We start from the raw sequence: 3,380 nt of genomic DNA, 5'->3' as shown, positions 1-3,380 counted from the left end.
GGTCCCCCCCCCACTGCCGCTCCCCGTGGGTCACCCGCCCGCGGACGACCTCGGGCGGGCGCGCGCGGTGGCGGGGGCGATGGACTCGGACGGCTGGGAGGACGCCTGCGCGGTCTCGCTCGACGGGGACTACCGGCTCATGGACTGCCTGGTGGCCGGCGAGGACGTCACCGAGGCCGACTCGATCCGGGTGCGCGTACCCGAGGGCCGCTACCTGGTCCGATCGCTGTTCCTCGACGTCTCGCCCGAGGAGCAGTTCATGCTGGAGCGGCTGGTCAGGCTCTGACCCCGGCTCCGCCGGCGGCCTCCGCCAGGGCCTCGCGCAGCTGTAGGACCGTCGGGGCGCCGGTGACTCCGCCGTCCGGCGCACGGTAGAGCCGGCCGGCGGGGGACACCGGGGCGCCCGGCCGGCGTCACGGCTTGCGGGCCACGCCCGCGTAGGCCGACACCTCGTGGTCCGCGAGGGCGGGCTCGTCGTCGAGCTCGGGGCGCCAGCGGTTGATCAGGGTCACGCCGGGGTCGTCGAGCTCCAGGCCGTCGAAGAAGCGCTCCACGCCGGCGCGCGTGCGCAGGTGGTTCTCTATGCCGGCCTCGGAGTACCGCTTCGAGCCGATGGCCACCAGCTCGGGGATCGTGTCGGCGGTGCCGGCGGTGAGGGCGAGGAAGCTGCCGGACGGGAGGGCGTCGAGGAGCTTGCGGACGGGCGGGTGCGCCGCCTCGTCGGAGAGGAAGTGCACGAGGTTGACGAGCATCAGGGCGATCGGCCGGTCGAAGTCGAGCGTGCCGGCGACCGCCGGGTCGGCCAGGAAGTGCTCCGGGTCGCGGAAGTCGCCCTCGACGTAGGCGGTGCGGCCCTCGGGCGCGCTGGTGAGCAGGGCCCGGGAGTGGGCGAGCACGATCGGGTCGTTGTCGACGTAGACGATGCGGCTGGTCGGGTCGACGGACTGGGCGACCTCGTGCAGGTTGGGCCCGGTGGGGATGCCGGTGCCGACGTCGAGGAACTGGCGCACGCCGTGGGTTTGGGCGAGGTGGCGGGTCATCCGGTGCATGACGGCCCGGGCCGCGCGGGTGGCGGTGCGCGAACCGGGCCACTCGGTGAGGATGCGGTCGCCGACCTCGCGGTCCACCGGGAAGTTGGTCTTGCCGCCGAGCAGGTAGTCGTAGACCCGGGCGGGGTGGGCGCGGTCGGTGCGCAGGTCCAGCGAGGGCAGCGGCTCGGCCGGCTGCTCCGACGCCCGCAGGCCGAGCCAGTCGCCGGATTCGTCGCGCTGTGCCATGGTTCCTCCCGGGATGACCTCTTCGGCCGTTTCGGTTGCGGAAGATGACCGAACGTCAGCCGGCTTCGGACTGTACACGACCACCTGCGGTGCGGGGGCGGGAGTTCCGGATCGCGGCGGTGAACGCGGGAACGCGCAGGACGGTGAAGGTCGCGAGCAGCGGTCCGAGCGAGCAGAGCGTGACGTAGAAGGGGATCACGCCGAGGCGGTGGTGGCCGTTGAGCCACTCGGCGAGCAGCGGGAAGGTGCCGCCGAACGCCGCGATGGTGGCCGCGTTGACGACGCCGACGCCGACGGCCCGCACGGCGGTCGGGAACAGCATGCCGGTGAAGACGTTGAGCGTGCCGAGCTGGGTGGCGACGAGCATCCCCAGGACGACGGCCACGAGTTGGAAGGACAGCCAGCCGTGCCGCATGGCGGCGAGCAGCGGCAGCACGAGCACGACGGTGAGGGCGAAGGCGGTCCGCATGACCGGCAACAGGCCCACCCGGTCGGCGAGTACGCCGCCGAGCAGCATGGTGGCGAGGACGACGGCGAGGACGACCGTCATGAAGGAGGCCGCCTCCTCCTTGCCGATGACGCCGTAGGCCGCGGCGTACTGCGGCAGGTAGACCAGCGCGAAGTAGTAGCCGATCGTGCCGCCGAGGGTGTGCAGGAAGACGGTGAGCACGGCCCAGCGGTGGCGGCTCACCGTGTCGAGGAACCCGGGTCGTCCGCTCTCCCCGCCGCCTCGGCCGCGGTGGAACTCCTCACTCTCCGGCGCGGCCCGCCGCACCCACACGGCGGCGAGGCCGAGCACGGCCGCGACGACGAAGCCCCAGCGCCAACCGCCGTGCTTCAGCCCCTCCTTGCCGAGGGTGTGGAGCAGCACGGCCAGGACGCCGTACGAGATCAGCGAGCCGATGATGATGCCGCCGTACGACACGGAGCTGAACGCGAACCGGTGGCGCGGCGGCGCGGTCTCCGTCACGTACGCGGCGACGGTGGGCGTCTCGCCGCCGAAGGCGAGCCCCTGGACGACGCGCGCGCCGACGGCGAGGACGGCCGCCCACACGCCGATGGTCTGCTGTCCGGGCAGGAGCGCGATCCCGAGGCTGGCGGCGGCGATCACCGACATGCTGAGCGTGAGGCCGAAGCGCCGCCCGCGGCCGTCGCTCAGCCGGCCGATGAGGAACGAGCCGACCGGCCGCGCCACGAAGCCGACCGCGAAACCGACGTACGCCGCGAGCAGCCCGCTCACGCCGCCCTTGCCGTGGCCGAAGAGGTCCGCCGCGAAGTACGGTGCGAGGACGGCGTACACGTTCCAGTCGAAGGACTCGACCACCGATCCGACGGTGGCGGCGGCCAGTTGGCGCCGCCGTCCGCCCGCGGCCGGTGCGGGGTCGCGCAGCGGCAGGGCTGCGGTCTGATCTGTCATGGCCACAGCGTCCCACTGATCGACAAGGCTGTGAATGGAGTTCGCGGCAACCGGCACGGCACCCTCCCGGCCGCATGCGAACGATGGCGGGCCGCACTTCGTCGCCCTTTGTCCGGCTTCTGCCGCGGACCCGGGGGCGGGAAGGACCCTCCCCGTACGATCGATGTCGCAGGCGAATGATATGTGTGTGCGCGTGAAGAACCTCCGTCCCTCGCGACGCGCCACCCTGCCCGTGGCCGTCACCGCCGCCCTCGGTGCGGCACTCCTCGCCGGCTGCACGAGCTCGGGCGGCGGCACCACCGCCGCCTCCGGCACGCCCTCACCCAGCGCCACCACCGCGGCGACGCCGACCGCCACGCCGACGCCGACTCCCAGGCCCACCGGCGCCGCCGACCCGGCGCTCAAGGCGTTCTACGGCCAGCAACTCGCCTGGGCGGCCTGCCCGCCGGACCCGAAGACCGGCACGACGGACGACTCCGCCCTGCAGTGCGCCACCCTCAAGGTGCCGCTCGACTACGCCAACCCGGCCACCGGCACGCTCGACGTCGCCGTCGTCCGCGACCCCGCCGGCAAGCCCGACCAGCGCGTCGGCTCGCTGCTCCTCAACCCCGGCGGCCCGGGCGGCTCCGGGGTGAACATGGTCAAGGCCGGTGCCAAGCAGTCCAAGGGCACCACGCTGCACGACC

General features: G+C 73.4%; 3 protein-coding genes and 1 pseudogene. 2 read left to right on the top strand and 2 right to left on the bottom strand.

What is annotated here, in order from left to right; all coding sequences use genetic code 11:
- A partial coding sequence (locus ACFV4F_RS41870) for a hypothetical protein (protein WP_380511014.1) occupies positions 1 to 286 on the top strand: 286 nt, incomplete at its 5' end.
- 127 nt (positions 287 to 413) lie between these two features.
- On the opposite strand, the gene ACFV4F_RS41865 is transcribed toward ACFV4F_RS41870, so the two are convergent.
- Entirely contained in the window at positions 414 to 1,277 is an 864-nt protein-coding gene (locus ACFV4F_RS41865) for an SAM-dependent methyltransferase (RefSeq protein ID WP_380435388.1), read from the bottom strand.
- A 55-nt stretch (positions 1,278 to 1,332) separates the two neighbouring features.
- The gene (locus tag ACFV4F_RS41860; RefSeq protein ID WP_380511012.1) at positions 1,333 to 2,694 is read right to left on the bottom strand and encodes an MFS transporter; all 1,362 of its coding nucleotides are present in this window, start codon (positions 2,692 to 2,694) and stop codon (positions 1,333 to 1,335) included.
- A 193-nt stretch (positions 2,695 to 2,887) separates the two neighbouring features.
- On the opposite strand from ACFV4F_RS41860, the pseudogene ACFV4F_RS41855 reads away from it, so the two are divergent.
- Positions 2,888 to 3,380, top strand: a pseudogene (locus ACFV4F_RS41855) (hypothetical protein); the annotation flags it as partial.

The organism is Kitasatospora sp. NPDC059722, from assembly GCF_042733235.1.
Taxonomy (GTDB): domain Bacteria; phylum Actinomycetota; class Actinomycetes; order Streptomycetales; family Streptomycetaceae; genus Kitasatospora.
The sequence above is the reverse complement of the archived record's forward strand: the minus strand, read 5'-3'. Positions and strand labels throughout refer to the sequence as shown.